The following is a 24,612-nucleotide window of genomic DNA, read 5'->3' as shown; positions in this document are numbered from 1 at the left end:
CTAATGTGAAGGCGCAACTGTCGACAATGTGGCAGGAGGATATCGCCATGGAAAATGGCAAGGCAAAAAGTGTGATCAAGCGTGTTTATGTACCCACCCAAGTGCGCGATCTGCCCAACGGTGAGAAGTTGAAAATCCCGGGGCATTACAAGGCCCCACCCAGCGATAGTAACAGCTGACTCGAGCGCGTCCATCGCATTGATCGCAAAAAGGCAGGCCCATTGGGCCTGCCTTTTTCAATACTTGCCTTCAGTCGTACTAGCCGTCGAGCACGCTACCCTTTGGGCCCCAGCAGGAACCAGGCTATCAGGCCCACCAGCGGGAACATCAGCAGCACGATAATCCATAGCAACTTGGCAAGACCGCCTGCCGAACTCTTGGCGACCTTGACGATGGCCCACACGACAATGACGAGCCAAATCAAACCTAACAAACCGCCGACTTCAATACCCATGATCTCTCCTTGGTGGGTTGCATCCGTGAGCATTTAGCTAAGCACATGTTAGGCAAGCGCACAAGTTTGGTTCAAGGTTCTGGCACACGCAGAATCATTTCCCCACCACGAATCTCGATGGCCAGATGATTCAGAAAACTCATGCCCAACAGGACGGTATCTCGCTCCATGCCTGGGCTGATGGAGCCCTGCACGTTACTCATGCGAATGCCGCCCAGCACCACTTCATCCAACTGGGTCAGGCTGCCTTCGACCCGGCCATTGGCGGTATTGAACCAGGCGCGCCGCCCCGGCTCCAGGCCCAACTGCGATGCCAGCTCCCCAGGCACGGCCACATAGGTCGCGCCGGTATCCAGCAAGAACGTGACGCTTTCGCCGTTGATCTCACCAGGCGCTTCGAAATGTCCGGCACGGTTGCGCTTGAGCGTGACAGGGCCATTCTCCGGCGACGTATTCATGATCTGGGCATTGGGGTAAAGCATCTGCTCGAGCCCCCCCTGTATCCACCAGGTGCCCACGGCGATCAGCAGCACCCAGAACAGCAGCATCATGACGATACCGCCTCGCTGCGACTTGGCTGTCGTCATGCTTTACCTCGCGACATCAGGAGCTTTTCCAGGCCGTCGCAGCATCGCGACCCCGGCGCTCATTCACGAACATACAAATCAGCATAGCCGTTATGAACAGCACCACACACAGGAGAATGGAAGCCTGCAGGCCTATCAAAGCCTGCAACACACCCAGCATGACGATCCCCATGACGCCTGCCAGCTTGTTGGCCAGGCCCCAGAAGCCAAAGAACTCGGCGGATTTGGGCAACGGGGAAAAGACCCCCACCAGGGCGCGGCTGGCGGACTGACTGGAGCCCAGGCTCAAGCCCGCCAGGCAGCCTACCCACAGGAAGAGATGCTGCGCCTGCCACTCCAGCCCGAAACGGCCATTCAACCAGGCCGTGAGTTCCGGCGTGGCCCATATGGCGACGATGGCGGCTACCCATAGCCCAAGGGTCATCTGATAAGTGCGTTTGGCACCCAGGCGATCCTGCAAAAAGCCAAAACCGATGGCCCCGGTGGCCGCAGTCACCTGGACGATGATGAACATGATGTTGCGTATGCTCTCATCCCAGCCAATGACCTGTGCACCGTAAATGAAGGCAAAGGCGATGATGATGTAAACACCGGCCATGGAGAACAGCAGCGACACCAGAAAAATGCTCAAATCCTTGAAGTAACGCAGCTCATGAAAGGTGCCCATGATCCGCTGCCGAGCAATCTGACGGTAAGGGACGCCAGCGGGCTGCGGTATGCCACGCTCTTTCAGCCACAGGAACGTAGGGATTGCCGCCAACAGGAAGAACCCGGCTGCGAAGGGTCCCACCCAGCGGATTCGCTCGAAATTATCCGCCGTCGCCTCCCCCAGCACCATCAGCGTGAAACCTGCAGCCACCAGTCCTCCCACATAGCCTAACGCCCAGCCAAACCCGGAAATTCTCCCCAATGCATCCGGTGGGCCCAGCTCGGGAAGAAAGGCAGCAATGAACGACTCCCCCATGGAGTAGGCATAGTTCGACAGCACGATCAGCAATAACCCCAGCACCACGTAGCCCGGCGCCACGAAATAGAGCATGGCGGTGGTCAGCACCGTGGCCAGATAGCTGAAGAACAGAAAGCGTTTTTTCTCGGCACGGTAATCCATGATCGCGCCACACAAGGGAGCACTAACCACTACCATCAGATAACTGATCGCCAGCGCAAGGCTCCAAAGAAAGTTGGCCAGCCGATAGCCATCATTGCGGTCACCCACAATGACGGTGGTAAACAGCTCGCCAAAAACCACGGTAATAATTAATAACGTGTAGGCTTGATTGGCAAAATCGAACATTGCCCAGCCGAAAATTTCCCGGCGGGAAGCGTAAGGCGTTTTAGCCATTGGAGCAGCACTGGGCAGCATAAAAGTACTCGCGTGGAAAGAAGCTCAAGATTAGCAGCACCAAATGCAATACCGCCATAAAAGCGTTAACAGAATAGAGGTGACAGCGCTATCAAGTTACTCTAACTTTGCTGGATTATATAATGACAGGGACACACCAGGATGGGACTCGGCAAGTTGATCAACAAGCGAGGGGGAGCTGTACTCTCAGTGTGGCTGGGCAGTTGCCTTGCTTCATTGTCTGCGTTTGCCGATGCGCCACCTGCCTCGCTTGCCGGGTTGACGTTCATTACCGAAGAGTACCCCCCCTATAACTATCTCCAGGCAGGCGAGATAAAGGGCACTTCGGTGGACCTGCTCGAGGCCATGCTGGCGCACACCTGCACCCCTCTCAAGCGTGACACCATCCGTTATTTTCCTTGGGTAAGAGGCTACGAAATTGCCTTGAACCGCCCCAATACCGTGCTCTTCTCCACCACTCGCACCCCTTCCCGAGAGCCACGTTTTCACTGGGTTGGCCCCATTGCCCGAGACCGAGTGGTGCTGCTGGCGGCAGAAGGCGCCCTGCACCCTGTCACTTCCCTGGAAGACGCCATACAGCAGGGCCTGAGCGTGGCCGTCATCCGTGAAGACATTGGCGCCCAGGCGTTGATCGAGGCGGGTTACCCGGAACGATTGATTCGCCCCGCCATCGACAATCGCAGCGCACTGCACATGTTGCTGCACCAACGGGTCGACCTATGGGCGTACAGCGAGGATGTGGCTCGCTGGATCGCCGAACAGGAAGGCTATCGTGCCGAGGTAGTGACTTCTTTATATACACTCAGCGAATCTTATCTATACTTTGCCCTGAACACTGACACCGACCCGCAGTTGGTAACGCAGTTGCAGCAGGCGCTGGAGCGGGTGAACGCTTACTCGGCAGTCACACAGGCATACCATGATGGCTAGACAGCGTTGGCGACGACTCCTCTGGAGAAGCAGCATGGTGATGCTGGGGCTGTGCGGTTGGCTGAGCTCCCCTGCGTTTGCCCACTTGCCACCACTGACCATCAATACGGAAGAGTACCCTCCGTTCAATTATCACAACGATCAGGGCGTCGTGGTCGGCTCGGCGACTCAGCAACTCCGTAATGCGCTCATGCACGCCGGTATCGATGCCGAGTTCCGCCTGCTGCCCTGGGCACGCGCCTATACCGAAGCCCAGTTGCGTGACCATCACTGCGTGTATTCCACCACGCGCACCGCCGCACGCGAGCAGCAGTTCCTCTGGGTGGGGCCATTGGTCATCAACGAGTGGTCGGCTTTCAGTCTGGCCACGCCGCCGGTACCGCTGGACGCCACTCAGTTGGCGGACCTGCAAGGCAAACGGGTGGGCAGCTTCCGGGAAGACGCTGTCGGCGATTACGTGGAGAGCCTGGGTGTGCCCGTGCTACGAGCCCCGAGTGAACGTGAAAACATGGCGCGCCTGGGCGCAGGACTGCTGGACGTGATCGTCACCGGGCGTGCCACGGCCGAGTACCTGGCCAACGCTCAGAATCTGGCAGTACAGCACCTGTTTACCTTTTATTATGCCCCGCTGTACCTGGCTTGCCACCCTAGCGTGGGTGTTGAAACCACCCGCCTGCTGCAACGCCATCTGGACACGCCCCCAGCGCCGACACAGGAGCCAGCGCCGTGAGCGTTGACAAGAGACCCTTCATGAGTGGCCGACTCACTCTCAAGCAGGCGCTGCTGACCCTGATGATTGCGCTGGTGATCAGCCTCATTGCAGGCAGCCTGGAGCTGGTGGGCCATGCCAGCACGATGCGTGAAGAGGTCAAACAGCGTACCTCGCAACAGCTGGCCATCGTCAACGGAGCAGCTGCCGAGGCCGCGTTTCAGCTCAACCCGGACTTGGCACACCAGATTGCCTATGGGCTCTTCAATGGCAACGACATTGCCCAGGTGGCCGTGCGTGACGACTTCGGCCGCGCGCTGGCAGCCTTTGACATGCAAGACCCCCGGCCCGACAGCTGGCTGGGCAAGCGGCTGTTCGGCGATATCATTCATCATGCGATGCCGCTGAGTTACTACATGGGCAGCGGAGCGCCGGAAGCCATCGTCGGTGAAATCGTCCTCTCGCTGGATGACAGCTATCTGGCCAGCCAGTTTCTGGAACGCGGCTACTCCGTCGTGGGAAGAAGCATGATCGAAGCGTTTCTATTGAGCAGCCTGGTCATTGTCTTCTTTCACTTCTTCATCACGCGCCCGCTGCTCAAGGTACATGCGGCCATCATCCATACCGACCCCACTCGCCCCGGCCAGTGGCCAAAACCCACCCTGGCCTGGCACCGCAACGATGAGCTGGGGCACCTGGTAGAGAGCCTCGACCATTTGCTGCGTGAATTCCAGTCAGGGCTGGAGCAGCGCGACCATCTTCACCAGTTGTCACAGTACGATGGCCTCACCGGCGTCGCCAACCGCCGCCATTTCGACATGTTTCTGGCCAAGCAGTGGCAGCGCTGTGCGCGCCAGCACCAGCCCTTGTCTGTCATATTCATCGATATCGACAACTTCAAGGAGTTCAACGACCACTACGGTCATGCCATGGGCGACGATACCTTGCGCGCCGTGGCCGAAGCGCTCAACGGCTGCATAAACCCGCACCGGGACCTGTTGGCCCGTTACGGCGGGGAAGAGTTCGTCTGTGTACTACCAGGCCTGGGGGCCGAAGAGGCCATGCAGATCGCCGGCTGTCTGCGTCAAGCAATCCTGGACTTGGCGATCCCCCATGCCTACTCCACCACGCATTCGCACTTGACCGCCAGCATGGGCATCGCCACGACCACCCCCGACCACCCCTTGGGTCATGACGACCTGCTGAGCAGCGCCGACCAGCAGCTCTATCATGCCAAGCGTCGCGGACGAAACCGCATCGAAACGCAAAAACGCCCGGCTTAGCCGGGCGTTTTTGCAATGGCACCACACCGCTGGGCTCGTCACAGCAGCCAGTGCGCCAGTACGGCGGAAAGCCCCACCAACATCGCAGTCACCACTGCCACCGTCACGATGCGATCCAGCCAGCGGTCGAAGGCCATCCCCTTGGGCTGCCTTCGCGTGGCTCCGTGACGTCCCTGTCTGGCCATCAGCACGCCTGCTCCATTGATGCTTCCTCTATGATTGACGCTGTTGACTAGCTGTTGATACGCCGATTCACCACATTGGGCGCACGACGCAGCCGCTCCTCTTCACCCAGCAGTTCGGCCTCGAAGGCATCTGCCCCCACCGGGGTTTCCCCGTGACGCCGATACAGCTGAGTCAGCATGGCTTTGCGGTCGGCACGCAGCTCGCGCACCAGGACGACTACCATCATATACAAAATGAACGTAAACGGTAGCGCCGACAGCACCGCTGCCGACTGCAGCCCGGAGAGCCCGCCGGCCACGATCAGCGTCAGACAAATCGCCGCGATCAGCACGCCCCAGATAATCCGCTTGTACAACGGCGGATTGATGGAACCATTATCGGTCATTTGCGCCACGATATACGACGCCGAGTCTGCCGAGGTCACCAGAAAAATGAAGATCAGCATCATGGCAATGACCGACAGCACACCGGAAAACGGCATCAGGGCAAACATCTCGAACAGCGCCACCGTGATATTCGCTTCCGTGGCCGCCGCCAGGCCCACATCCCCGTTGAGTTCCATGTTCAACGCAGCGCCGCCAAATACGCCGATCCACAGGCAAGCCAGCAAAGGCGGGACGAACAGCACGCCAAACACGTACTCCTTGATCGTACGCCCACGGGAAACCCGAGCCACGAAGGTGCCGACGAAAGGAGACCAGGCAATCACCCAGGCCCAGTAGAAGATCGTCCAGTTGCTGGCCCATTCGTTGTCGCTGTAGGGAGAGATACGCAGGCTCATGCCAATGAAATTCTGCAGATAATCCCCGATCCCCAGCGTGATGGTTTCCAGAATGGCGACCGTCGGCCCGGTAACCAGCACATAGACCATCAAGCCGATGCACAGCACCATGTTGAGATTGGATAGCCGCTTGATGCCTTTATCCAGCCCTGACCAGGTAGAAGCCATGTAGGCACAGAACATCACCAGCAGGATCACGAACTGCCACCAGCCGTTCTCAGGCAAGCCAAAAACGGCGTTCAAGCCACCGTTCATCTGCAGTACGCCCAACCCCAGCGAGGTCGCGACCCCCATGACCGTGGCGACGACCGCAAACACATCCAGCCAGGACGCGTAGGGGCGCACTCGTGGATGTTTTGCGGTAACCGAAGAGAGAACCGACGACACCAACCCCGCCTGGCCTTTGCGAAACTGAAAGTAGGCAATGATCAGTCCCACGACCGAAAATGCCGCCCACTGGTGGATGCCCCAATTGAAATAGCTGTACTGAATGGCGTAACGGGCAGCGGCTTCGCTTTCTGCAGGAACGTCGCCGTAAGGGGGTTCGATGTAATGCGACATGGGTTCGGCCATTCCGTAGAACACCAGGCCTACCCCAAAACCGGCCGCCAGCAGCATGCTGATCCATGAAAAAAAGCTATAGCTGGGTGTACTGTCCTGCGGGCCAAGACGTACTTTGCCGTATTTGCTCAAGGCAAGTCCGACCAGAAAAACCACAAAGCCAAACACCGAAAACAGATAAAACCAGCCAAACAGTTCCGTAATGGTTGTCAGTGCCGTTTCGGCGGCATTGCCAAAGGCCTCTGGAAAGGCTGCACCAATAATGACCAAGCCGAAAATAATGATCGCTGATGCGACAAATACCGACTTACCTCCATGGTTCGTCATATCACCACCCTGGTTAATGAACTTGGTAAACACTTTTGTGCGCTCGCATAAATCCTAACACTCAATGTGGGAAGTCGCATGTCAGGCGCTTCACACCGCACAATTAGCGTTTACTCATTTACGAATCAGCCAAATGCAGATTGCAAGAGTGAACTTGCCTACCGGGGTATGTTCCAATAAAGGCAAACGAACGATGGAGGCATATATGCCACAGATGAATCGCGATCAACGTAATGCTGCCTGGCAAGCTGCGCACCAGTGGCGCGCCCGAGCTGCTCAGTCACGCCCCACTGGCGTCATGGGCAGCGTCAAGCTGCTGCTGACCTGGCTTGCCTTCGGGGCGCTGATGATCGTCGGCATGGTACTGGGCCTGATATTTTTGCTGATCGGCTGGGCCATGATGCCCTTCGTGCGCCACAAGATGAAAAAGCGCATGGAACAGATGCGTGCCGAGCAGGCTCAGGATATCGGTGGTGGCTATGCCTCTCAACGTCATGCCTCTTCCCAAAACCAGACATCTCATGGCCATCGCCCACACCAGGACGTTCTGGAAGGCAGCTATGAAGTGAAGGACGAGCCGCGCCACTGAGTCGGCACGCCATCTGGTAAGCACTTCATTCTCTTCATTAGGGTGGTGCTTGTATCCAGGCAAAGGCCGCTGCCAGCGCCAGCGGCATGACCACCAGACTGCCCAGATTACCGATCAGTACCAGCGAAGCCACCTTATGTGGTTCCAGCTTGTACTGTTCCGCGACCAGATAGTTGAGCACTGCCGGGGGCAGCACTGCAAATACCAGCAGCACGGCGGTCTGCAGCGAGTTCAACGGCAGTAGCCACATCAAGGGCAAGGCAACCACCAGCCCCGACAGCGGGCACAGCACGGCACCCAGCAACCCTGTGCGCCAGTCGCTGAAATCGATCTCCAGCAGCCGTACCCCCAAGGCAAACAGCATCAACGGGATACAGATACCTCCCAACATGTGCATGGCTTCCAACAGCCAACTGGGCAGTGCCACTCCCCCCACATTGACCAGCAGCCCTGCCACACTGGCAGCCACGATGGGCATGCGCAGCATCCGCCACAGGGACGTGCGCGGGTCCAGCATGTAGAGCCCTACCGAAAAATGCAGCAGCATTTCGATGATGAACACCACCACGGCAGCGGGCAGCGCCTCGGGCCCAAAGGCAAGCACCAGTAGCGGCACTCCCATATTGCCGGAGTTGTTGAACATCATGGGCGGCAGGAAGACCTTGATGTCCAGCGAGAGCCACTTGGCCACCGGCCACAGCACCAGGCCGGAACCCAGCACCACCACCGCTGCCGCCGTTGCCAGCCAGGCATAGTCGGCCAGCGGCGCTTGGCGGTCTGCCAGTACGGCAAATACCAGCAGCGGCACGAACAGCTCCATGTTCAGGGTATTCAGGCTGCCGATGTCGGGGCTGCGGTAGCGCCCGTAGGCAGCGCCGCAGCCAGCAATGAGGAACACCGGCAGCAGCGTGGCGAGTATGTGGCCGGTCATGGGCGGTCCTGCCGAACCGGCGAGCCCGCTGGGGTTGTGGCATGCATGTCCTGTCGTCCTTGTTGTTATCAGGCTACTGCTTTTCAGCCTATCTTTTCTGCATGGCGGCTGCCCATTAGCCCTTGGTGGATCAGGCGCCCAGAAAACGCTGCCACAGGTCCGCCACCACGTGACGATGGCTCGCCAGCTCGCGGGCATCGCCTTCGGCCTTTTCGCCGGTCAGCGCGGCCCGGTGTGTACGGCTGCGGTAAGCCAGGTAAGCCTCTTTCAACTGTTCGGCTTCGCTGGGGGTGATATGCCCGCTGTCGGCCAGGGTTTCCAGAATGCGGATATTGTCGCTGTAGGTCAGCAGCGCGGGCGTCTGGTGGGCAAAGGCCAGCACGGCATACTGGCACAGGAATTCGATGTCCACCATGCCACCCGCATCGTGTTTCAAGTCGAAGGTGCCCTCGGTGCTCACGGTATTGGCCACCCCCTTGCTGCCCAAATGGTCACGCATCTTGTGGCGCATGTTGACCACATCGCTGCGCAAGGTGTCCTGGGCACGTTCGACGCCCAGAATCGCACCTCGCAGCGTCTCGAAGCGAGCGGCCAGTGCGTCACTGCCCGCCACTACGCGGGCCCGCACCAGCGCCTGGTGCTCCCAGGTCCAGGCATTCTGACGCTGATAGTCGGCGAAAGCCTCCAGCGAGGTCACCAGCAGGCCAGCGTTGCCCGAAGGCCTCAGCCGCATATCCACCTCGTAAAGGCTGCCCGCAGGCGTGATGGCCGTCAGCAGGTGAATGATGCGCTGCCCCAGGCGAGTAAAGAAGACCGGGGTGTCCAGCGAACGCGGACCATCGGTGGCGCCCTTGCCGTCGCTGTCGTGCAGGAACACCAGATCGAGATCAGAGCCGTAGCCCAGCTCGATGCCGCCCAGCTTGCCATAGCCAATGATCAGAAACGCCGGCTCACGGTTATTACAGCCAGGGGGCACGCCATGCTTGCGGGCCAAGTGCTTCCAGGCCATGGCCAGCACCGCTTCCAGAATCACTTCCGCAATGAAGGTCAGGTAATCGCTCACTTTCATCAGATGCCGCGTACCGACCACATCCGATGCCGCCACGTGCAGCATCTGGGCGTGCTTGAATACCCGCAGTGCTTCCAGCTGCGCCTCTTCGTCATCCTCGGGCAGGCGATTGAGCGTCTGACGTAGCTCGTCGGCAAGACGCGCCTTGTCGGCAGGTGTGTAGAGCGTGTCCGGAGTGAGCAGCTCATCGAGCAGGATGGGGTATCTGGCCAGCTGCTCGGCAATCCAGGGGCTGGCGCAGCAGAGCCGCATCAGATGCTCCAGCGCATGGGGGTTTTCACGCAGCAGCGCCAGATAGGCCGTCCGCCGCAGCACGGCCTCGATCAAAGGCTGCACCCGCGCCAAGGCGGTGTCCGGCGCGTCGCTGCTGGCCAACGCCTCCAGCAGGAGCGGCATCAGGGCGTCCAGCCGCTCGAAGCCTATGCGCTGCATGCTCTGCACTGCCCGTGAGTGGTAGAGGCTGACCAGCCGCTTGTGGGCTCGCTCCGGCTCATGGAACCCTGCCCCGGCCAGCAAGGCCTGCGCCTCGTCGGGTTCCAGCTCTTCGCGCCACAGCAAGCGCCACTGCGCCAGAGCGTTTTCGCTCTGCGGCTCGTCGGCTTCTTCTTCGGGGTCGGCAATCACGGCATCGAAGTGTCGACGCACCCGCTCACGCACGCGGTTCAACTGCTCCTGCAGGGATGACCAGCCGTCGTAGCCCAGCGCGAAGGCAACCCGCTCGCGATCATCGTTATCGGTGGGCAGTTGCTGGGTCTGGCGATCTTCCAGGGCTTGAATGGCATGTTCCAGATCACGCAAGAAGGCGTAATCCGGCAGCAGCTCGTCCACCACGGCAGTGGGCAGTAAGCCCAGTTCAGGCAGACGATTGAGGGCCGTGTACAGCGATGTCACTTGCAGCTCGGTATCTCGCCCACCGCGAATCAATTGAAACGCCTGCACGATGAACTCGACTTCACGAATGCCCCCGGGCCCCAGCTTGATATTGCTCTCCATGCCCTTGCGTTTGACTTCCCGGTTGATCATCGCCTTGAGTTCGCGCAACGACTCGATGGCGCCGAAGTCCAGATAGCGGCGATAGACAAACGGGCGCAGGCTCGCCAGCAGCGTCTGCCCGGCATCGATATCCCCTGCCACGGGGCGCGCCTTGAGCATGGCGTAACGCTCCCACTCACGCCCCTGATCCTGATAGTAGCTGTCCAGCATCGAGAAGCTGCCCACCAGCGGTCCACCGTCGCCCAACGGGCGCAGACGCATGTCCACGCGAAACACGAAGCCGTCGGCCGTCATGGCATCCAGGGCAGCAATCAAGCGCTGGCCGAGCTTGGTAAAATACTCCTGATGCTCGAGGGGTTTGCGCCCTCCCTGGGTTTCGCCTTTTTCGGGGAAAGCAAAGATCAGGTCGATATCGGAGGAGAGGTTCAGCTCGCCCGCGCCCAGCTTGCCCATGCCCAGCACCACCAGCCGCTGGGGTGAGCCATCACTTCGCACGTCAGGCAGCCCCCACCGGGAGGCGTAAAAGTTTTCCAGCCAACCCAGTGCCGCCTCGATGCACACTTCTGCCAGCCAGGAAACCGACTGCGCCGTCTGCCACATGGTGGCGCCTGCAGGCCGATTCAGGTCACGCCAGACGATGCCCAGCATACGGGCACGGCGAAAGCGGCGCAGGGTACGCTGCAGGTTCTCTTCCTCCTCGCAGCCTGCCAGGGCGTCGTGCAGCCACTGCACGAGCGTCGCCTTGTCGGGAGCGCGGTCCAGCTCTCCAGAAGCCTCCAGCTCGGCCAGCCAGTGGGGAAAGCGCGCCAGGGTTTCCAATGCGAACGTCGAGACCGTCACCACGCGGGCCAGCGCTTCACGACGCGCCTCTGGCAGGTCATGCCATGGCCCGGAAGGCAGTGCCTTGCCGGTCATCGAGGCCAGGTTGTCGGCCTGTGTCAGGGCATCCACGAGGCGCTGCCGAGCGTCGGCGGCCGGGCCTGACAGTGCGTCAGGCAGCGTGGTGGTGGAAAAGAGAGCCTGCGGTGTCTGCATATCTACCTCTGCGCCTAACGCACGTCGAAGTGACACGACTCATTGCTTGTCGGTCATTGCTGGTCTGTCATTGCTGGCCTTTCATTGCTTGTCGGGGCCATGGGAGCGGGTCAGCCCAGCCACTTCTCCCAGCCTAACAGGCCCCAGGTGAGCCCCGCCATGATGAGTGACAGCATGACCGCCGCCGAGCCGATATCCTTGGCACGGCCAGAGAGTTCGTGGTGTTCGGTGCCGATACGGTCCACCACGTTCTCGATGGCGCTGTTCAACAGCTCCACGATCAGTACCAGCAGCAGGCTGCCCACCAGCAGCAGCCAGCTGACCGGGCCCTCGCCGATCCACCAGGCAAACGGCAGCAGTACGGCGGCAATGGCCAACTCTTGACGGAAGGCGGCTTCGTTACGAAACGCGGCCTTCAGGCCTTTCCATGAGTAGCGCGTGGAGTGAACCAGATGGGTTAACCCGGTGTGTTGTGGCTTCATGCCCGTTGTCTCGTCTGCACGTTGATTAATGAGCCAGGATCATGGCGTCCAGATCCAGGGAGAGCGGGTCGAGCACTTCCGGCCAGCTCAGATAAGGGGTACTGCCGCTGCCGTTGACCAGTACGCTGAAGACTCCCCAGCGCCCTTGCGCCGTGCGGAAATAGCCCGCCACTGCGCGCACGGCAAAGGGTTGATTCAGCGTACCGGTCTTGAGCATGACGTTATTCTGGAACGTGGGCGAACCGCGGCGAATGAAGCGCATCACTCCGTTGGCAGGCGACTGAAACGATGCCACGAAGCTCGGAAACAGCGCGCTCTGACGATACATGTCTTCCAGCATCACGTTGGTACCATGGGCAGACGTGCGGTTGTCCGTGGTCAAGCCGCTACCGCTGGAAAGCGTGATCGGGCCGTGGCCAGACAGCCCCTGGGCATAGGCCTCGATGGCCTGCCCCGCCTGACGCAGCTGTGCCTGGGGCGTTTCCACCAGGTTCAGCGCCAGCACATCGGCCATGTAGTTGTTGGAATAGTTCATCGTCCGCAGCAGCAGTTCCTGCAACGGCTGACCGTCGACGGCGGCCAGACGCCGCGCTTCGCTGGGCGGACGCGTCGAGCCCACTCGCCAAGGGTCACGTACCGTCACCCCCGCCTGATTCAGCATGGCCAGCAGAAGCTGTGCCGTTTGCTCAGCCGCATCGCCAGCCCCACGATAGACATCCCGGGCCGCTGCGTTGGTGGAAATCTGTCCCGTCAGACGCATGACGTCGCCACGCTCATCGGTGATCCGCTCTGCGCTGATTTCCGTACCGCTATTGGCCGGACGTGTGACGACCTGATTGTCGATCACGATCAGCGGCGCGGTGCTGTCGCACAAGCCCGTGCGCGCAGGCTGACCGGCAGTGGTGGCGGGCGCCACGTTGACGCACCAGGTGCCAAAGTTGACCCCCGCCGAAGTCAGCGGCGCACTGTAGGCATTGGCGACCCGCGTGCGTGCGTTGCAGCGGTCGGTGGTGATGCACTCCACCGGGCCAAAGCGCCACTGGCTGACCACCAGCGCGCCGTCCACATGCTCGACGCCGGCCAGCTGCAGGCGCTGCACCAGCCGCCAGAGGTCTTCGCTGGTCAGTCCGGGGTCACCGCCGCCCTCGAACACCAGGTCACCACGGAGCACGCCATTCTCCACGGGCGCGGTGCTCACCAGCTGGCTGGTAAAGCGGTGTTGGGGGCCAAAGCGGCTGAGCAGTGCGGCCGCCATATAGGCTTTGGTCACCGACGCAGGCGACAGCTGACGCTCGGGATTCAGGCTTCCCAACAGCAGGTCACCGGGGCTGCCACCCTCCAGCAGGCGCGCCTCGGCACTCACCGAAAACCCCTTGGCTTCCAGCTGGCTCAACCGAGTGAAATCCGCCCACAGGGAGGTACTGGCGCAGAGCGCGGCACTGGCGATACCCGCCACGACACTGCCACGCAGCCAGCGCGCAGGTAAGTTAAAAAAACACGTCACGTTTGGCTACCTCAATGCACATTCATGTTGGAAAACACCTGCAGGGTGACCACGCCAGCCACGATCAGGGTAATACCCAGTACGGCAGGCACGTCGGGCTTCTCACCGAAGACGACGATACCGACCAGCGTTACCAGTACGATACCCAGCCCCGCCCAGATGGCGTAGGCAATACCCACCGGCAGCGTGCGCAGCACCAGGCTCAAAAGGTAGAAGGCCACTCCGTAACCCACCACCACCAGCAGGCTCGGCACAGGACGCGTAAAGCCCTCCGACGCTTTCAGGGCGCTGGTCGCCACGACTTCTGCCACAATCGCAAGCACAAGATACACAAAGGTCATGGCTGCTCCAGATCGATGGTCAAGCGCCATAGCGCCTGGCCACTTTGATCATACTTGGCTTCGAACGGCGTCAGATAATCGCCGCTGGGCGTTACCCGAGCCACCGCCGCCTCGCGACCGGTGACCACCTGTACGGCCTGGGCAAACTCCTGCACGTAGAGGTCCCAGTTCGAGCGCAGCTCCAGCCGCCCACCCAGCGCCAACAGTGTGGGGAAAACCGGGTGACCATGCCAGCGCATTTTCAAGTGGGACGACTTGGGATAAGGGTTGGGATAGAGCAGATAGTGGCGCACGGGCGCCCACTGGGCTTCCCGCGCCAAACGCCAGAAATCCACCAGGTCAGCGCGCACCAGCAGCGCATTGCCCGGCAGCTCGCCGTGATCTCGCCCAAGCCGATCTGCGCTGCGGTCAACGCCGATCACACAGTGATCAGGGAACCTCTGCGCCAAACGGCGGGTCGATAGCCCGACCCCGCATCCTGCATCGATGATCAACGGTGCGGGATGCTGTCGCCGCCAGGCCTCCGCCTGCTCGAAAGCCAGGCGAGTATGGTCGGCGATGGGTTTGCGCAGCGGATGCGCCAAGGCACGCTCAACGCGCCGCACCACATCCTGGTGTGGGCCCGGTTGATTGGAGGTCACCGATCGTGAGGTGTGCTGCATGACATCCCCTGCATGAAAAAAACGTGATTCTACCAGTCTCCCGGCTGCGCGGCATGACGCCGTTGCTCGCCCGGTGCTATGATCACGCCAGAGTCGATGTTCAAGCTCACTATTAAGTTCAGGTAAGGCGCCATGAAAGGGCCCCCTGACGATAACTGTCATTAAACACCACCGCACCACGAGGAACCCGGCTTGTCACACTTACCGGTGATTGTCGGCATGGGCGGCATCAATCCCGCCGGCAGAACCTCGGGCCATCAGGCCTTCCGCCGCACCGTGCTTGATGCTTTACCAGCCGATCAGCAGCGCCAGACACTGGAAGGCTTGGCCGCGCTCATGCGTCTTGCCGAGCACTCCGACCATGGATGGCAAGACAGCACAGGCCAGCCTATTGACTCGCCTGCCAGCCTGCTGCGTGAGCAGGTGCTCGACCACACCTTGATCCGTCGGAACGAGGACCCCCGCTTCCAGGCGCCGGGCCTACCTGCCAACCGCCGTGCAGAACTGGCGTTGGCAGAGCCCGTGCGCGTCACCCTGCGCCGTCGGCAACTGCCCGAGCAACTGCCGGAAGGCTGGGAAGTACGCGAGCTGGATGCACGAGAGGTAGAAGTGACCCTGCCGGCAGGCATGCTGGAGGTCCTGCTACCCGATGCCCAGGAACCCAAGGTTCAGGCCGCCGCACAGCTGCCCTCCGGGTTCGACCCGGCCAGCCTGTACCGCAGCGTGCATCATCCGCGCGGGTTGGCCATGGCCATTTTCGGGGCCAGCGACTGCCTCGGCGCCAGTGGCCTTGACTGGGAGACCCTGCGCCAGCAGCTCAACCCTGACCATATCGCCGTCTATGCGGGCAATTCGATTGGCCAATTGGATGACGAAGGCTGGGGCGGGCTGCTGAAAAGCCTGGTCAGCGGGCAGCGCGCAACGTCCAAGCAGATGCCCTTGGGGTATGGGCAGATGCCGGCCGATTTCCTCAATGCCTATGTACTGGGCAGCGTGGGCGGCACCGGCGCGGCCCTGGGCGCCTGCGCCAGCTTCCTCTACAACCTGCGCCTGGGCATCGACGACATTCGCGCCGGACGCCGCCGAGTGGTCATGGTTGGCACCGCCGATGCGCCGATCACCCCCGAGATCATCGAAGGCTTTCGGGCCATGGGCGCGCTGGCAGACGACGCCAGCTTGAAAGCCCTGGACGCCCTGACCCTGCTCACCGATGCCGACTACCAGCGCGCCTGCCGCCCGTTTGCCCGCAACTGCGGCTTCACCATGGCCGAAGCCAGCCAGTTCGTGCTGTTGATGGACGATGCGCTGGCCCTGGAGCTGGGGGCCGACATTCTGGGAGCCGTCCCTGACGTGTTCGTCAACGCCGACGGTTTCAAGCGCTCCATTTCGGCACCCGGGATCGGCAACTACATCACGCTGGGCAAGGCTGCGGCGCTGGTCAGGAACATGCTGGGAGAGACCGCGCTCAAGGAGCGTACCTATCTGCATGCCCATGGCACCAGTACGCCGAAGAACCGCACCACGGAATCCCATGTATTCGATGAGATTGCCCGCGCGAACGGAATCGAGCAGTGGCCGGTGGTAGCCATCAAGGCATTCATTGGCCACTCCCAGGGCTCTGCGGCGGGCGATCAACTGGCCAGCGCACTGGGCAGCTTCGCCCACGGCCTGCTGCCGGGCATTCCCACCCTGGATGCAGTAGCCGATGACGTCTATGCCGAGCGGCTGCGCTTTTCCACGACGCCCCAGGCGTTCAGCGCCGATGCGGCCTTCATCAACGCCAAAGGGTTTGGTGGCAATAACGCCACCGGCGTGGTGCTGTCCCCCCAGGTCACCGAGCGGCTGCTCCTCCAGCGCCATGGCAGCGCTGCCGTGGAGGCCTGGAAAGCCAAGCGGGAAACCGTGCGTGCCCAGGCCGCCGCGTATCTCAGCCAGGCGGACAAGGGCCACTACGCCCCGCGCTACCAGTTTGGCGAAGCCGTGCTGGAAGGCCCGGAGCTGGATATCCGGGCAGACCGCATTCATATCCCCGGCTACCACCAGGCGGTATCGCTGAACGTCGACAACCCGTTTGGCTCACTGAACGGCGAGGGGCAGTCATGAGCGCCCCACGCCGCAATATCGCGGTCTACCCCGGCACCTTCGACCCCATCACCAATGGCCACTTCGATCTCATCGAGCGGGGTGCGCGCATGTTCGATCAGGTGGTCATCGCCGTGGCGGCCAGCCCCGGCAAACGCCCCGCCCTGGAGCTGCCGACCCGCATCGCGCTAGCTCAGCAGGTGTGCGCCTCGCTGGAGAACGTGTCGGTGATCGGTTTCTCGTCGCTGCTCACCACCATGATGCACGAACAGGGCGCGACGATCATTCTGCGCGGCCTGCGCGCCGTCTCGGATTTCGAGTACGAGCTACAGCTGGCCAACATGAATCGCGCCCAGAACCCCGAGCTGGAAAGTGTCTTTCTGACGCCTGCGGTGGAAAACTCCTACATCTCTTCGACCATCGTGCGTGAAATCGCCAAGCTGGGAGGCGATATTTCAGCGCTGGTGCATCCGCAGGTCGCAGAGGCGCTGCGTAAGCACTACACTGGTTAACCATCGCTATTGTTGAGTAAAACACTCGGGTATATCACCGCCCGAGTGTTCCGCCATTCGTGAGGTATGCCCATGGCCCTGATGATTACTGACGAATGCATTAACTGCGACGTCTGTGAACCCGAATGCCCCAACGATGCCATTTCTCCCGGCGAGGAGATCTATGTCATCAACCCCAACCTGTGCACCGAGTGCGTTGGCCACTTCGACGAGCCTCAGTGCCAGCAGGTTTGCCCGGTCGACTGTATTCCTCTGGACCCGGAACGTCCCGAGACTCAGGAACAGCTGATGGAGAAGTATCGCATCATCACCGCAGCCTGACCCGTGCGTATCTGGGCGTTAGCCTGGCCCATCATCCTCTCCAACATCACCGTCCCGCTGCTGGGACTGGTGGATACCGCCGTGGTGGGCCACCTGCCCGACCCTCGCTATCTGGCAGGCGTCACGCTGGGGGCCACCCTGTTCAGCTTTCTCTATTGGGGCTTCGGGTTCCTGCGCATGGGCACCACTGGCCTGGTGGCGCAAGCCATGGGGCGCGATGCACCAAGCGATGTACGCAACCTGCTGGGCCAGTCGCTGATCATCGCCGCCGGGATTGGCGTGCTGCTGATCCTGCTGGGCTCCCCCTTGATCTCGCTGGGGCTGTGGCTGCTGGACGGCAGCGCCGAGGCCACCCCGCTGGCCCGGGAATACGCTGAAATCCGACTCTGGTCGGCCCCTGCCGTGCTGGCCAACTATGCCATCCTGGGCTGGTTTCTGGGGCAGCAGAATTCCCGAGTGACGCTGATGATCCTGCTGCTGACCAACGGTGTGAACATCCTTCTGGACGTTTGGTTCGTGGTGGGGCTGGGCATGACCAGTAACGGCGTTGCGCTGGCCAGCGTGCTGGCCGACTACAGCGCGCTGGCGTTTGGCGGTTATCTGGTGATGCGCCAACTGGGGCTTCTCGAGGGCCACTTTCAGCGCCAGCGGCTGCTGGCATGGAACGCCTATGCGGCGCTGTTCAATGTCAACGCCAACCTGTTCGTGCGCACACTGGGGCTGCTGTTCGCCATGGCATTCTTCACCGCTCAGGGGGCTCGCCAGGGGGATACCGTGCTGGCCGCCAACGCCGTGCTGCTGCAGTTCATCATGCTGACCAGCTACGCTCTGGATGGCTTTGCCCACGCCGCAGAATCGCTGGTGGGCAGAGCCTACGGGCGCCGTGATTGGCCAGCATTCGCCGCCACCGTCCGGGCCACGGCACGCTTCTCCTTCTGGACCGCCGGGGCCGCCGCCCTGCTGTTTGCCCTGTTCGGCAACCAGCTGATTGCCCTGCTCACCGGGCTGGAAGAAGTGCGCGCGGTGGCCGCCGTCTATCTGCCCTGGATGGTGCTGATGCCGTTGATCGCCGTGTGGAGCTACCTGCTGGACGGCGTTTTCATTGGCACCACCGCCGTCAGCCAAATGCGTAACAGCATCTTTGCCGGGCTGGCCGTCTACCTGCCCTGCTGGTGGTGGCTGCAGGATGCTGGCAATCATGGCCTGTGGCTGGCACTCACCCTGTTCACCGTGACACGTTCGCTGGTGCTGATTCTCTATTACCGCCACTACCGGCGCACCCGGTGGTGCGACCATCCAGCTCGCTAAGCTAGCGTTGAAGCCCACAACGGGCGGCTTTGGCCAATTACGCTAACGTGAGCTTGAGGGGGCCGCTCCGTGAGTCGTCGAGGGGTGAAAATTATGCCGCACCGCCGTATATTAGCCGCGCACTTCCTAATAACGAATAAAGAGAGCACTCCATGCTAAAACTCATCTCGAAACCGGCGGTCAAGCTGGTCGAACGCTATTTACCCGACCCGTATATATTTGTGCTGCTGCTGACACTGGTAGCGGCGGTAGCGGCCATCGCCGTCGAGCGACAAACGCCCCTGGCCGTACTGCGCATGTGGGGAGATGGCTTCTGGGGCCTGCTGACCTTCTCCATGCAGATGCTGCTGGTGCTGGTCACCGGCTTCATGCTGGCCAGCTCGCCGCCGGTCAAGCGCATCCTGCAGAAAATTGCCGGTACCGCCAAAACGCCGGGCGGGGCCATCATTCTGGTCACGCTGGTCTCGCTGGCCGCCAGCTGGATCAACTGGGGCTTCGGCCTGGTCGTCGGGGCCCTGTTCGCCAAGGAACTGGCCCGCCTGATCAAGGTGGACTATCGCCTGCTGGTGGCCAGCGCCTACTCCGGCTTCGTGGTCTGGCACGGCGGGCTCGCAGGCTCGGTGCCGCTCACCATCGCCACCGAGGGGCATTTCTCTGCCGATCAGATCGGCGTCATCAGTACCAGCTCGACGATTTTTGCCTTCTTCAACCTGGCCATCGTGGTGTGTCTGTTCATTGCCGTACCGCTGGTCAATCGTCTGATGCTGCCGGATGAAAAGGACAGCGTGTATGTAGACCCCAGGCTGCTGGATGACGAGCCCGAGCCCGTCGGTCGCATTACCCGCCCCGCCGAAAAGCTCGAAAACAGCATGCCGCTGGCCTTGCTGGTAGGTGTACCTGGCCTGCTGTTCTTGCTGGACCACTTCCTGCTGCGCGGCGGCAGCCTGAACCTGAACGTGGTGAATTTCATGTTCCTGTTCCTGGCGATCGTGCTGCACCGCACGCCGCGCAACCTGCTTACCAGCCTGAACGAAGCCATCAAGGGCGGCGCGGGCATCGTCATCCAGTTCCCTTTCTATGCGGGGATCATGGCCATCATGGTGCAGTCGGGCCTGGCGCAGAGCATGTCGGAGTGGCTGGTCTCGTTTGCCACGGCTAACTCGCTGCCGTTCTGGTCGTTCATCAGCGCCGGTATCGTCAACCTGTTCGTGCCCTCCGGCGGCGGCCAGTGGGCCGTTCAAGCACCGGTCATGCTACCGGCAGCCGAAGCACTCGGAGCGGATATCGCTCGGGTCGCCATGGCGGTTGCCTGGGGCGACGCCTGGACCAACCTGCTGCAACCCTTCTGGGCGCTGCCGGTACTGGCCATTGCCGGGCTCAAGGCCAAGGACATCATGGGCTTCTGTCTGATCCAGCTGTTCATTACCGGCGCGATCATCTCGGTAGGGCTGGTCTGGTTCTAAGCCACCCGCTACGCTGTTGACCACCCGCCCCACTCGGCCAGCGCGCCAGGGGGCGGGTATTTTTTGGCTTTCACAAGGTGATCTCCATGACCGACACGACGCTTGAACACAGCCCACTGCCTGGCCAGCACGAACTGTCCATGACGGTCCTGATGACCCCCGACATGGCCAATTTCAGTGGCAAAGTGCATGGCGGTGCTATCCTGAAGAAGCTGGACGAGGTGGCTTATGCCTGTGCCAGCCGCTACTCGGGCCACTACGTGGTGACGCTCTCGGTGGATCAGGTCCTGTTCAAGCAGCCCATCCATGTGGGTGAGCTGGTCACCTTTTTGGCCAGCGTCAATCACGTTGGCCGCTCCTCCATGGAAATCGGCATCAAAGTGGTGGCGGAAGACATTCGCGCCAAGCTGATACGCCACACCAACAGCTGCTACCTGACCATGGTGGCCGTGGACGAGCAGGGCAAACCGGCTCGCGTGCCGCCGCTGGCACTGGAGACGCCGCTACAGAAGCTGCGCTTCGAAAAAGCCGCCCTGCGCAAGAAGCTGCGCAAGCAGGCCGAACAGGAAGAGGAGCGGGCCCAGCAGCATCACCGGCAGCGCTAGTCGCTGCCCTATTCGTCATGACAAGGAGTCACCATGCCCATCAGGCGGCGCTACCCCCATCTGCCCAAGGGGGGCGAATACGCACATATCGGCTGGGATTTGCTGATCCTGACGGCAGTGGCCGTCAATTTGGGCCTGCTGCTGTTCGACTCGCTGTTTCTGATCGAGCCGCTCAATCAAGCCTTCGCCGCCATGGCCCCGAGCGCCCATGCGGCCTACGACACGACGATCCATAGCCGCTTCACCACCATCGACCTGATGTTTGTCGGCCTGTTCGTGGCCGATGTCCTGCTGGGCTGGACGGTGGCCATCGCCGAACGGCGCTATCACCGCTGGTTTTTCTACCCGTTCGTCCACTGGTACGACGTACTGGGCTGTATTCCGGTGGGCGGTTTCCGGCTGCTGCGCATCCTGCGTGTGGTGTCGCTGCTGCACCGCTTGCATCGGCTTGGTCTCATCACGGTCACCCAGTGGCCGCTCTACCGCTTCTTTGCCAAGTATTACGACATTCTGCTGGAAGAACTCTCGGACCGTATCGCTCTGCGCCTGCTGGGCAACGTTCAACAGCAGATCACGTCCAACGACTCCCTCTCGGAGCGGGTCATCGAGCGGGTCATCATGCCGCGCAAACGCCAGCTGATCCATGAGATCACCCAGCGCCTGGAAGCCACCGCAGGGCAGGCCTATCAGCAGAACCGCAGCGCCATCCAGACCGCCATCAGCGAGCTGGTCAGCCGTACGCTGCGCGAAAGCCCGGAGATCCGTCGCCTGCAGCGCCTGCCCATGGGGCACGCGGCATCCAGCGCCCTGGAAGCGTCGCTGAGCGGCGTTGCCCAGCGGCTGGTGGACGAGATTGCCCAACAGCTGCACTCCCCGGCCTTTCGCCGACTGTTGGAGCAGACCGCCGACAGCGGCTTCGATAGCTGGCTGCAGGTCGACCAGGGTAGCCAGCAGGTAACCGAGCAGGTGCTGCTGGATATCCTGGAGATGCTCAAGGAGCAGGTAGCGCGACAGCGCTGGAAAGATCGTTACGAGTGAGGCGGCTGGCCACGGGCCCTGGCATCAAACGGTGGTGGTGGCCAGCGGCGGCTGCGCCAGGCTGGCACGTACGGTGTTCAGCGCCGACACCAGGGCGGTCTGGTCCGGTGCTGCACCGATACAGATGCGTATGGCCTGAGGTGCCGGGGCACTGCCCACGCAGAAAGGCTCGGCGCTCTCCACCTTGACTCCCTCCTGCTGAAGCCGCGTACACAGTTCCAGGGCACGCACGCCCTCGGGCAGCGCCAGCCACACATTGCTTCCCGATGGCCGACGGCCCAGGGCATAGCCTGCCAGGAGCTGTTCGGCAAGCGTCTGGCGGGCCGTCAGCTCACCGGTTTGCCAAGCCAACAGTTCGCTGGCGGCTGGCTGATGAATCCAGTGGCAGACAACATCCACCATCAGCGGCGGCACCATCCAGCTTTGCGCCCGCACCCCCGCCGCAAGCCGCTCCAGTAGCGCTGGCGGTGCACGCAGCACGCCGATACGCAGCCCGCCCGCCAGCACCTTGGCCGTGCTGAACACGAACAGCGTGCGCTCCGGGGCCAGCTGGTAGAGCGGCGTACCGCGCTGCTCTACCGGCAGGTACTGAACGCCATCTTCCAGTAGCCATATATCGTATCGCCGGGCTAGCGCCACCAGCTGGGTGCGGCGCTCTTCGCTGAGGCAGGTGCCCGTCGGGTTGTTCTGATCGGGGGTCAGATAGATCAGCCGTGGCGGCTGGCGCGCGCACTGGGCCTCCAGCGCTGCCATGCTCATGCCCTCCTGGTCGAAGGGGATACCGACCATTTTCAGATGAGCCTGCTGCGCAGCGCTGATGGCGCCGGGATAAGTCAGGGCGTCGGCGGCGACCAGCTCGCCGGGGCGCAGCAGGGTGCTCAGCACCAGGCTGATGGCATGCTGCCCACCCTGGGTCACCAGCAGTTCGTCGGCCGCCAGGGCCATGCCAAGCCGGCCCAGCCAGCGTGCCAGCAGCTGGCGATGGTGCTCGCTCCCTTGCGCCCCGGAGTAGGTAATTCCGCGTTTCAGCACGTCCGGTTCGCTGCTCAGGGCCTGCAGCGCCGTACTCAGCGCCTGGGCTCTCAATGGATGGGGCGGCGGCAGGCTCAAGCTGAGGTCGGTCAGACCGCTCTCCCGCTCATGGAGCGTATCGAAGACGTGGCGAGCTTGTAGCGGCTTGACATAGGTGCCACTGCCCACCCGGGCCGTGACCCAGCCGCGGTGCTCTGCTTCGGCATAGCCGCGGGTGACCGTACCTACCGTGACGCCCAGCGCATCGGCCAGATGCCGCTGAGGTGGCAAGCGCGTACCGGGCGCCAGCTCACCCCGCTGGATGGCCTCTCCGATGGCCAGCGCAATGGCGCGATAGCGAGGACCGCTATGCGAATCGATATGTGGCACCCAAATTGTCATGGTGACAATAAAAACCTTTGACGGTGATCAAGGGGCAATTATGCTGGAAATCAGGCAGGCAAAACAACTCACACCAAAAATTGTATGGGTACAAAATGAACAGTGAATGGCTAGTATTGGGCCCGGCAGCGCTTTACATGATGTCCATGACACTCACCCCAGGGCCTAACAACCTCATGCTGACCGCCTCCGGGGCCAACTTTGGCTTTCGGCGCACGCTGCCTCACATGTGGGGCATTCTGGGCGGCTGCTTTTTGCTGTTCTCGGCCATAGCGCTGGGGCTTGGCGTACTGTTCGAACGCTTTCCCGTGGTGCAGAACCTGCTGCGCTGGGCAGGCAGCGGCTACTTGCTGTACCTGGCCTGGAAGATCGCCACGGCACCGCCGCCCAACCTGAACCGCCAGCAGCGCAGTGTGCCGCTCACCTTCTGGCAGGCTGCCATGTTTCAGTTCGCCAATCCGAAAGCGTGGGTGATGGGACTGGCCCTCATGGCCAGCTTTTTGCCGCAGAGCGGGCAGCCCGTGGTGAACGCCCTGGTATTGGCAAGCTTTGCCGAACTGGTCGCGCTACCCTGCATTGCCCTCTGGGCCGCGTTTGGCAGCGCCATCGGGCAATGGATCAAGAGCGACCGGGCATGGCGGGCCTTCAACATCACCATGGGAGTGCTCACCGCTGCCTGCGTATGGCTGATACTGCGTTAGCCGCAGCGCACGGCCTCGATCAGTTCGTCACTGCCCAACACAATGTTCAAACGATCTTCCCGGTAATCCATGGTCGCCGCGCTGTCAGGCCGCAATACCCGCACATGCCGGGAACCGCTCTCATCGCGCAGCGGTTCGACAAGGGCTTCGTCGAAAGGCGAGCCAATGGCATGGGCCACGGCATCGGCATCACAGACCGCCTCGGCGTCCACCGGCGCGCTGCCGACCACGGGAGGTTCGGGAGCTGGTTCACTGGGAGCCTGGGACGTACAAGCGGCCAGCAGCAAGGCAGCCAGCAGCGCCGTCAGGGCACGTGTATGTCGGAAGGTGAAACGGGGAAGTGGCATGCGTGTTCCTCAAGAAAAGCGCTTAATGGTCGTCC

26 protein-coding genes are annotated in these 24,612 nt (G+C 61.6%); 13 read left to right on the top strand and 13 right to left on the bottom strand.

Features of this window, described 5'->3' with window-relative positions; all coding sequences use genetic code 11:
- Positions 1–47: 47 nt before the first annotated feature.
- The gene (locus FEU76_RS18665) at positions 48–179 is read left to right on the top strand and encodes a hypothetical protein (RefSeq protein ID WP_016916118.1); all 132 of its coding nucleotides are present in this window, start codon (positions 48–50) and stop codon (positions 177–179) included.
- Positions 180–274: 95 nt separating this feature from the next.
- Here the strand turns inward: FEU76_RS18665 and FEU76_RS00425 are convergent, their stop codons facing one another.
- From FEU76_RS00425 to FEU76_RS00415, 3 genes are all read right to left on the bottom strand, one after another.
- The gene (locus FEU76_RS00425) at positions 275–454 is read right to left on the bottom strand and encodes a PLDc N-terminal domain-containing protein (protein WP_039181690.1); all 180 of its coding nucleotides are present in this window, start codon (positions 452–454) and stop codon (positions 275–277) included.
- Between the two features lie 71 nt (positions 455–525).
- Positions 526–1,041 carry a retropepsin-like aspartic protease family protein gene (locus tag FEU76_RS00420; protein WP_096921480.1) on the bottom strand — a complete coding sequence of 172 codons (516 nt, stop codon included), beginning with the start codon at positions 1,039–1,041 and terminating at the stop codon, positions 526–528.
- A gap of 16 nt (positions 1,042–1,057) precedes the next feature.
- Positions 1,058–2,383, bottom strand: coding sequence for an MFS transporter (locus FEU76_RS00415; RefSeq protein ID WP_240525246.1), 1,326 nt, complete (start codon positions 2,381–2,383; stop codon positions 1,058–1,060).
- A 162-nt stretch (positions 2,384–2,545) separates the two neighbouring features.
- On the opposite strand from FEU76_RS00415, the gene FEU76_RS00410 reads away from it, so the two are divergent.
- From FEU76_RS00410 to FEU76_RS00400, 3 genes are read left to right on the top strand one after another with little or no spacing between them, the layout of a single operon-like run.
- Complete coding sequence (locus FEU76_RS00410) at positions 2,546–3,334, top strand: substrate-binding periplasmic protein (RefSeq protein ID WP_260851282.1); 789 nt, start codon at positions 2,546–2,548, stop codon at positions 3,332–3,334.
- A 34-nt stretch (positions 3,335–3,368) separates the two neighbouring features.
- The gene (locus FEU76_RS00405) at positions 3,369–4,064 is read left to right on the top strand and encodes a substrate-binding periplasmic protein (protein WP_240525248.1); all 696 of its coding nucleotides are present in this window, start codon (positions 3,369–3,371) and stop codon (positions 4,062–4,064) included.
- Between the two features lie 20 nt (positions 4,065–4,084).
- Positions 4,085–5,326, top strand: a complete 1,242-nt coding sequence (locus FEU76_RS00400) for a GGDEF domain-containing protein (RefSeq protein ID WP_227407593.1) — start codon at positions 4,085–4,087, stop codon at positions 5,324–5,326.
- 38 nt (positions 5,327–5,364) lie between these two features.
- On the opposite strand, the gene FEU76_RS18520 is transcribed toward FEU76_RS00400, so the two are convergent.
- Together FEU76_RS18520 and FEU76_RS00395 are read right to left on the bottom strand one after the other, a co-directional pair.
- The gene (locus tag FEU76_RS18520; protein WP_200885479.1) at positions 5,365–5,511 is read right to left on the bottom strand and encodes a hypothetical protein; all 147 of its coding nucleotides are present in this window, start codon (positions 5,509–5,511) and stop codon (positions 5,365–5,367) included.
- Between the two features lie 47 nt (positions 5,512–5,558).
- Positions 5,559–7,181 carry a BCCT family transporter gene (locus FEU76_RS00395; RefSeq protein WP_144979484.1) on the bottom strand — a complete coding sequence of 541 codons (1,623 nt, stop codon included), beginning with the start codon at positions 7,179–7,181 and terminating at the stop codon, positions 5,559–5,561.
- Positions 7,182–7,386: 205 nt separating this feature from the next.
- Here FEU76_RS00395 and FEU76_RS00390 point away from each other — a divergent pair, with 205 nt between their 5' ends.
- A complete protein-coding gene (locus tag FEU76_RS00390) occupies positions 7,387–7,770 on the top strand; it encodes a hypothetical protein (RefSeq protein WP_096921484.1) in 384 nt (127 codons plus the stop codon).
- Between the two features lie 37 nt (positions 7,771–7,807).
- Here the strand turns inward: FEU76_RS00390 and FEU76_RS00385 are convergent, their stop codons facing one another.
- The 6 genes from FEU76_RS00385 to trmB form a co-directional block, all read right to left on the bottom strand.
- The gene (locus FEU76_RS00385; protein WP_096921485.1) at positions 7,808–8,701 is read right to left on the bottom strand and encodes an AEC family transporter; all 894 of its coding nucleotides are present in this window, start codon (positions 8,699–8,701) and stop codon (positions 7,808–7,810) included.
- Between the two features lie 130 nt (positions 8,702–8,831).
- Positions 8,832–11,798: a bifunctional [glutamate--ammonia ligase]-adenylyl-L-tyrosine phosphorylase/[glutamate--ammonia-ligase] adenylyltransferase gene (glnE, locus tag FEU76_RS00380; protein ID WP_144980261.1), complete on the bottom strand. Its 2,967-nt coding sequence runs from the start codon at positions 11,796–11,798 to the stop codon at positions 8,832–8,834.
- Positions 11,799–11,908: 110 nt separating this feature from the next.
- On the bottom strand, positions 11,909–12,280 hold the full coding sequence (locus FEU76_RS00375; protein WP_016916107.1) for a diacylglycerol kinase: 372 nt from the start codon (positions 12,278–12,280) through the stop codon (positions 11,909–11,911).
- Positions 12,281–12,305: 25 nt separating this feature from the next.
- Complete coding sequence (gene dacB, locus FEU76_RS00370) at positions 12,306–13,784, bottom strand: D-alanyl-D-alanine carboxypeptidase/D-alanyl-D-alanine endopeptidase (RefSeq protein WP_144979482.1); 1,479 nt, start codon at positions 13,782–13,784, stop codon at positions 12,306–12,308.
- Between the two features lie 11 nt (positions 13,785–13,795).
- Positions 13,796–14,125 carry a DMT family transporter gene (locus FEU76_RS00365; protein WP_039182888.1) on the bottom strand — a complete coding sequence of 110 codons (330 nt, stop codon included), beginning with the start codon at positions 14,123–14,125 and terminating at the stop codon, positions 13,796–13,798.
- On the bottom strand, positions 14,122–14,787 hold the full coding sequence (gene trmB, locus FEU76_RS00360; RefSeq protein WP_144979480.1) for a tRNA (guanine(46)-N(7))-methyltransferase TrmB: 666 nt from the start codon (positions 14,785–14,787) through the stop codon (positions 14,122–14,124). The genes FEU76_RS00365 and trmB overlap by 4 nt, the downstream gene beginning before the upstream one ends.
- Before the next feature lie 219 nt (positions 14,788–15,006).
- On the opposite strand from trmB, the gene FEU76_RS00355 reads away from it, so the two are divergent.
- The 7 genes from FEU76_RS00355 to FEU76_RS00325 all read left to right on the top strand — a co-directional run bounded on the left by FEU76_RS00355 (position 15,007) and on the right by FEU76_RS00325 (position 22,116).
- Positions 15,007–16,890, top strand: a complete 1,884-nt coding sequence (locus FEU76_RS00355; protein WP_144980258.1) for a beta-ketoacyl synthase — start codon at positions 15,007–15,009, stop codon at positions 16,888–16,890.
- On the top strand, positions 16,887–17,381 hold the full coding sequence (coaD, locus tag FEU76_RS00350) for a pantetheine-phosphate adenylyltransferase (RefSeq protein WP_039182878.1): 495 nt from the start codon (positions 16,887–16,889) through the stop codon (positions 17,379–17,381). Before FEU76_RS00355 ends, coaD begins: the two co-directional genes overlap by 4 nt.
- A gap of 72 nt (positions 17,382–17,453) precedes the next feature.
- The gene (locus tag FEU76_RS00345) at positions 17,454–17,702 is read left to right on the top strand and encodes a YfhL family 4Fe-4S dicluster ferredoxin (RefSeq protein WP_039182874.1); all 249 of its coding nucleotides are present in this window, start codon (positions 17,454–17,456) and stop codon (positions 17,700–17,702) included.
- Between the two features lie 3 nt (positions 17,703–17,705).
- The gene (locus FEU76_RS00340) at positions 17,706–19,010 is read left to right on the top strand and encodes an MATE family efflux transporter (protein ID WP_096921491.1); all 1,305 of its coding nucleotides are present in this window, start codon (positions 17,706–17,708) and stop codon (positions 19,008–19,010) included.
- Positions 19,011–19,162: 152 nt separating this feature from the next.
- Entirely contained in the window at positions 19,163–20,473 is a 1,311-nt protein-coding gene (locus tag FEU76_RS00335; RefSeq protein ID WP_039182868.1) for a short-chain fatty acid transporter, read from the top strand.
- Positions 20,474–20,559: 86 nt separating this feature from the next.
- On the top strand, positions 20,560–21,078 hold the full coding sequence (locus FEU76_RS00330) for an acyl-CoA thioesterase (RefSeq protein WP_039182865.1): 519 nt from the start codon (positions 20,560–20,562) through the stop codon (positions 21,076–21,078).
- Positions 21,079–21,111: 33 nt separating this feature from the next.
- Positions 21,112–22,116 carry an ion transporter gene (locus FEU76_RS00325; RefSeq protein ID WP_144979478.1) on the top strand — a complete coding sequence of 335 codons (1,005 nt, stop codon included), beginning with the start codon at positions 21,112–21,114 and terminating at the stop codon, positions 22,114–22,116.
- Between the two features lie 24 nt (positions 22,117–22,140).
- On the opposite strand, the gene FEU76_RS00320 is transcribed toward FEU76_RS00325, so the two are convergent.
- Entirely contained in the window at positions 22,141–23,529 is a 1,389-nt protein-coding gene (locus tag FEU76_RS00320) for an aminotransferase-like domain-containing protein (RefSeq protein WP_144979476.1), read from the bottom strand.
- Between the two features lie 95 nt (positions 23,530–23,624).
- Here FEU76_RS00320 and FEU76_RS00315 point away from each other — a divergent pair, with 95 nt between their 5' ends.
- Positions 23,625–24,230, top strand: a complete 606-nt coding sequence (locus FEU76_RS00315; protein ID WP_039182856.1) for a LysE family translocator — start codon at positions 23,625–23,627, stop codon at positions 24,228–24,230.
- On the opposite strand, the gene FEU76_RS00310 is transcribed toward FEU76_RS00315, so the two are convergent.
- Positions 24,227–24,577 (bottom strand): I78 family peptidase inhibitor, encoded by a 351-nt coding sequence (locus FEU76_RS00310; protein ID WP_144979474.1) that lies wholly within the window; start codon positions 24,575–24,577, stop codon positions 24,227–24,229. The two genes, FEU76_RS00315 and FEU76_RS00310, sit on opposite strands and share 4 nt — an antisense overlap.
- Positions 24,578–24,612 lie beyond the last annotated feature (35 nt).

This window comes from Halomonas sp. C22 (genome assembly GCF_007655045.1).
GTDB classification, from domain to species: domain Bacteria; phylum Pseudomonadota; class Gammaproteobacteria; order Pseudomonadales; family Halomonadaceae; genus Vreelandella; species Vreelandella hamiltonii.
Note: the sequence above shows the minus strand (reverse complement) of the source record. Positions and strands in the feature narration are given on the sequence as shown.

Excerpts from the sequence above, each read along its gene's own strand:
- FEU76_RS18665 (WP_016916118.1), top strand. The coding sequence starts at position 48 with ATGGAAAATGGCAAGGCAAAAAGTGTGATCAAGCGTGTTTATGTACCC.
- FEU76_RS00425 (WP_039181690.1), bottom strand. The coding sequence starts at position 454 with ATGGGTATTGAAGTCGGCGGTTTGTTAGGTTTGATTTGGCTCGTCATT.
- FEU76_RS00420 (WP_096921480.1), bottom strand. The coding sequence starts at position 1,041 with ATGACGACAGCCAAGTCGCAGCGAGGCGGTATCGTCATGATGCTGCTG.
- FEU76_RS00415 (WP_240525246.1), bottom strand. The coding sequence starts at position 2,383 with ATGGCTAAAACGCCTTACGCTTCCCGCCGGGAAATTTTCGGCTGGGCA.
- FEU76_RS00410 (WP_260851282.1), top strand. The coding sequence starts at position 2,546 with ATGGGACTCGGCAAGTTGATCAACAAGCGAGGGGGAGCTGTACTCTCA.
- FEU76_RS00405 (WP_240525248.1), top strand. The coding sequence starts at position 3,369 with ATGGTGATGCTGGGGCTGTGCGGTTGGCTGAGCTCCCCTGCGTTTGCC.
- FEU76_RS00400 (WP_227407593.1), top strand. The coding sequence starts at position 4,085 with ATGAGTGGCCGACTCACTCTCAAGCAGGCGCTGCTGACCCTGATGATT.
- FEU76_RS18520 (WP_200885479.1), bottom strand. The coding sequence starts at position 5,511 with ATGGCCAGACAGGGACGTCACGGAGCCACGCGAAGGCAGCCCAAGGGG.
- FEU76_RS00395 (WP_144979484.1), bottom strand. The coding sequence starts at position 7,181 with ATGACGAACCATGGAGGTAAGTCGGTATTTGTCGCATCAGCGATCATT.
- FEU76_RS00390 (WP_096921484.1), top strand. The coding sequence starts at position 7,387 with ATGCCACAGATGAATCGCGATCAACGTAATGCTGCCTGGCAAGCTGCG.
- FEU76_RS00385 (WP_096921485.1), bottom strand. The coding sequence starts at position 8,701 with ATGACCGGCCACATACTCGCCACGCTGCTGCCGGTGTTCCTCATTGCT.
- glnE (WP_144980261.1), bottom strand. The coding sequence starts at position 11,798 with ATGCAGACACCGCAGGCTCTCTTTTCCACCACCACGCTGCCTGACGCA.
- FEU76_RS00375 (WP_016916107.1), bottom strand. The coding sequence starts at position 12,280 with ATGAAGCCACAACACACCGGGTTAACCCATCTGGTTCACTCCACGCGC.
- FEU76_RS00365 (WP_039182888.1), bottom strand. The coding sequence starts at position 14,125 with ATGACCTTTGTGTATCTTGTGCTTGCGATTGTGGCAGAAGTCGTGGCG.
- trmB (WP_144979480.1), bottom strand. The coding sequence starts at position 14,787 with ATGCAGCACACCTCACGATCGGTGACCTCCAATCAACCGGGCCCACAC.
- FEU76_RS00355 (WP_144980258.1), top strand. The coding sequence starts at position 15,007 with ATGGGCGGCATCAATCCCGCCGGCAGAACCTCGGGCCATCAGGCCTTC.
- coaD (WP_039182878.1), top strand. The coding sequence starts at position 16,887 with ATGAGCGCCCCACGCCGCAATATCGCGGTCTACCCCGGCACCTTCGAC.
- FEU76_RS00345 (WP_039182874.1), top strand. The coding sequence starts at position 17,454 with ATGGCCCTGATGATTACTGACGAATGCATTAACTGCGACGTCTGTGAA.
- FEU76_RS00335 (WP_039182868.1), top strand. The coding sequence starts at position 19,163 with ATGCTAAAACTCATCTCGAAACCGGCGGTCAAGCTGGTCGAACGCTAT.
- FEU76_RS00330 (WP_039182865.1), top strand. The coding sequence starts at position 20,560 with ATGACCGACACGACGCTTGAACACAGCCCACTGCCTGGCCAGCACGAA.
- FEU76_RS00325 (WP_144979478.1), top strand. The coding sequence starts at position 21,112 with ATGCCCATCAGGCGGCGCTACCCCCATCTGCCCAAGGGGGGCGAATAC.
- FEU76_RS00320 (WP_144979476.1), bottom strand. The coding sequence starts at position 23,529 with ATGACAATTTGGGTGCCACATATCGATTCGCATAGCGGTCCTCGCTAT.
- FEU76_RS00315 (WP_039182856.1), top strand. The coding sequence starts at position 23,625 with ATGAACAGTGAATGGCTAGTATTGGGCCCGGCAGCGCTTTACATGATG.
- FEU76_RS00310 (WP_144979474.1), bottom strand. The coding sequence starts at position 24,577 with ATGCCACTTCCCCGTTTCACCTTCCGACATACACGTGCCCTGACGGCG.